Genomic DNA, 3,263 nt, shown 5'->3' with positions numbered 1-3,263 from the left:
ACGAGCACGGCGGCGGCCCCGTCGTTCACGCCCGAGGCGTTGCCGGCGGTGACGGTGCCGTCCGGCCGCACGATCGGCTTGAGCGTGGCCAAGGCTTCCAGGGTTATCTCGGGGCGCAGGTGCTCGTCGGCATCCACGGTCAGCGAGCCCTTGCGGCCCCTCACCTCGACGGGGACGATCTCCTCGGCGAACCGCCCGGAGGTCTGCGCCTTCGCCGCGCGCTGCTGGCTGCGCAGGGCGAAGGCGTCCTGGTCCGCCCGGGCGACGCCGAACTCGGCGGCGACGGTCTCGCCGGTCTCGGGCATCGAGTCGGTGCCGTAGGCCGCGCGCATCGCCGGGTTGACGAAGCGCCAGCCGATGGTGGTGTCGTGGATCTCGGCGCGGCGGGAGAACGCGGCGTCCGCCTTCGGCATGACGAAGGGCGCGCGGGACATGCTCTCCACGCCACCGGCGATGACGAGATCGGCCTCGCCGACCGCGATCTGCCGGGCCGCGATGGCGATGGCGTCGAGGCCCGAGCCGCACAGGCGGTTGACGGTGGTTCCGGGCACGGTCTCGGGCAGGCCCGCGAGCAGGGCCGCCATGCGGGCGACGTTGCGGTTGTCCTCGCCAGCTTGGTTGGCGCAGCCGAGGATCACCTCGTCGATCGCGGCGGGGTCGAGTCCGGGCTGGCGGACGAGCAGCGCCCGGATCGGCACGGCGGCGAGGTCGTCGGTCCGCACGCCCGCGAGCGCGCCGCCGAAGCGGCCGAAGGGGGTGCGCAGGGCATCGACGACGTAGGCGGACATCAGGGACGCTCCTGCGTGACGACGAGGCGGCGGCGGATCGGGAACAGGGCGAGGTCGTAGCGGTCCGCCAGCGTGCCCCACAGGCCGCGGGGGGCGACGGCCATGACAAGGATGGCGAGGGCGCCGAGCAGCATCAGGTACCAGGCGCCCAAGGCGGCGAGCTGGTCCTGGAGCAGGTAGAACACCAGCACGCCGACGATCGGCCCCTCGATGGTACCGATGCCGCCGATCACCACGATGAAGATGACGTTCGCCGTCCAGTCGAGCAGGGAGAAAGCGGCGTCGGGCGAGAGGCGCGCCTTCTGGAGGTAGATGAGCGCGCCGACGAGCCCGGTGCCGAAGGCGGCGAGCACGAACACCCAGCGCTTGGCCCGCGCCGCCGCGACGCCGACGCTGCCGGCCGCGCCCTCGTTGTCGCGGATGGCAGCGAGGGCGAGGCCCTGGCGCGACCGCAGCAGGGCATAGACCAGGGCGATGGTGGCGACCGCGACGGCGAGCGCCAGCCAGTAGGCGGTGACGTCGCGGGCGACGGCCGAGCGCAGATGCAGGGCGTCGGCCACGACGGTGACCCAGGCGGCGTCGTTGGTGGCGGATTTGGGCAGCGCCGTGCCGGTGCCGCCGCCGAGGCCCTTGACCTGCGCGGCGACGAGCCGGAACGCCTCGGCCACCACCCAGGTGCCGACGGCGAAGTAGGCGCCGTGCAGGCGGAAGACCAGGAAGGTCACGGGGACGGCGATCGCGGCCGTGCCGACCGCGGCGAGGAGGATCGAGAGAACGGGGTCGAGGCCGGCGCCGATCACCAGGGCGAACATCAGGTAGGCGCCGAGGCCGACGAAAGCCTGCTGGCCGACGGAGACGAGGCCGGCGAAGCCGGCGAGCAGGTTCCAGTATTGGGCCAGCGCCAGCATGGTGAGGACGAAGAAGAGATCCTGGATCAGCCCGCGCCCGGCCCAGAGCGGCGCCGCGGCGAGGGCGGTCACGACCAGGAGGGCGACCAAGCCCGCGGCGAGGGAGGCCGGGGTGCGGGTGACGACGCGGAGGCGGCCGGACCCTTGGGCTGCCGCGGGGACGGCGGGGCTGACGAGGCTGCTCATCGGCTCAGTCCACCGCCCGGGGGAAGAGGCCGCGCGGGCGCACCGCGAGGATGGCGAGAAACGCGACGTGGCCGGCCAGGATCTGCCATTCGGGGTTGATCGAGGCGCCGGCGGTCTGGGCGATGCCGAGCACCATGCCGCCCGCCAGCGTGCCCCAGAACGAGCCGAGGCCGCCGATGATCACCGCCTCGAAGGCATAGATGAGGCGCGCGGGGCCGACGCTGGGGTCGAAGTTGGCCCGCAGGCCGAAGAACAGGCCGGCGAGGGCCGCCAGCACCACCGCGACCGCCATGGCGAGCCCGAAGATGCGGCGGTTGTCGATGCCCATCAGCTGCGCCGTGACCGGGTCGTCGGAGACGGCGCGGAAGGCGCGGCCGACGGGGGTGCGGAAGAACAGGCCGTTGAGCGCGAGGATCGCCAGCACGGCGGTGGCGAAGGCCATGAGCGGCACCACGCCGACCGCCATGCCGCCGCCGAGCGGGATCGAGGCGGCCTCGATCGCGGGGGCGGCGAGGCGTCGGTTGTCGGCGGAGAAGGTTTCGAGCAGGCCGTTCTGCACGATGATCGACAGCCCGAAGGTCGTCAGCAGCGGGGGGAGGATGTCGCGGCCGAGCACCCGGTTGAGCAGGCCCACCTGAAGCACGTATCCGAACGCGAACAGCACCGGCAGGGCGAGCCCGGCGGAGAGGAACGGATCGAGCCCGAGCCCCTGGCCGATGGCGAGGATCAGGAAGGCGGCGAGGATGATGAAGTCGCCATGGGCCAGGTTGACGAGGCGCATCACCCCGAAGATCAGCGCAAGGCCGGCGCCGAACAGGGCGTAGAGGCCGCCGAGCAGGGCGCCCTGCAGGAGGATGTCGAGGAAGGTGGTCATCGCCCCTCCCGTGCGCCGAAATAGGCGTCGTGGATGGCCTCGCGGGTCAGTCCGGCCGGGGCGCCCTCCAGCGTCATGCGGCCTTCCTGGAGGCAGACCACGTGGTCGGCGACAGCGAGGGCCTTCACCACGTCCTGCTCGACCACGACGAGGCTTGTTCCCTCCGCCTTGATCGCCGGCAGCGCGGCGTAGATGTCGCGGATCACCACCGGGGCGAGGCCGAGGCTGATCTCGTCGCAGAGCAGGAGCTTTGGGTTGGACATCAGCGCCCGGCCGATCGCCACCATCTGCTGCTGCCCGCCGGAGAGGGCGGTGCCGGGGCTTCTCCGCCGCTCGGCCAGCACGGGGAAGAGGGCGTAGAGGCTGTCCAGCGTCCAGCGGCCGCCGCCCTTCCGCCCCCATGCGCCGACCAGAAGGTTCTCCTCCACGCTGAGCGAGGGGAACAGCCGCCGCCCCTCCGGCACCATGGCGATGCCGCGGCGCATGATCTCGGCCGGCGGCAGGCCG

Annotated in this window: 4 protein-coding genes; all 4 read right to left on the bottom strand. The window is 72.7% G+C overall.

The features are described from left to right. On the bottom strand, nucleotides 1-788 hold a 788-nt coding region (locus MFF42_RS24750), incomplete at its 3' end, for an acetyl-CoA C-acyltransferase (protein ID WP_373875225.1). After that, entirely contained in the window at nucleotides 788-1,882 is a 1,095-nt protein-coding gene (locus tag MFF42_RS24745; protein WP_238258590.1) for a branched-chain amino acid ABC transporter permease, read from the bottom strand. The genes MFF42_RS24745 and MFF42_RS24750, both read right to left, overlap by 1 nt. A gap of 4 nt (nucleotides 1,883-1,886) precedes the next feature. Beyond that, nucleotides 1,887-2,756: a branched-chain amino acid ABC transporter permease gene (locus MFF42_RS24740; protein ID WP_238258588.1), complete on the bottom strand. Its 870-nt coding sequence runs from the start codon at nucleotides 2,754-2,756 to the stop codon at nucleotides 1,887-1,889. Beyond that, the coding region (locus MFF42_RS24735; protein WP_238258586.1) for an ABC transporter ATP-binding protein at nucleotides 2,753-3,263 on the bottom strand (511 nt) is incomplete at its 5' end. The genes MFF42_RS24735 and MFF42_RS24740, both read right to left, overlap by 4 nt.

The organism is Methylorubrum podarium (assembly GCF_022179745.1).
Lineage (GTDB): Bacteria > Pseudomonadota > Alphaproteobacteria > Rhizobiales > Beijerinckiaceae > Methylobacterium > Methylobacterium podarium.
The sequence above is the reverse complement of the archived record's forward strand: the minus strand, read 5'-3'. Positions and strand labels throughout refer to the sequence as shown.

Bases quoted from the DNA above. Each gene is read 5' to 3' on its own strand.
- MFF42_RS24745 (WP_238258590.1), bottom strand. From the start codon at position 1,882: ATGAGCAGCCTCGTCAGCCCCGCCGTCCCCGCGGCAGCCCAAGGGTCC.
- MFF42_RS24740 (WP_238258588.1), bottom strand. From the start codon at position 2,756: ATGACCACCTTCCTCGACATCCTCCTGCAGGGCGCCCTGCTCGGCGGC.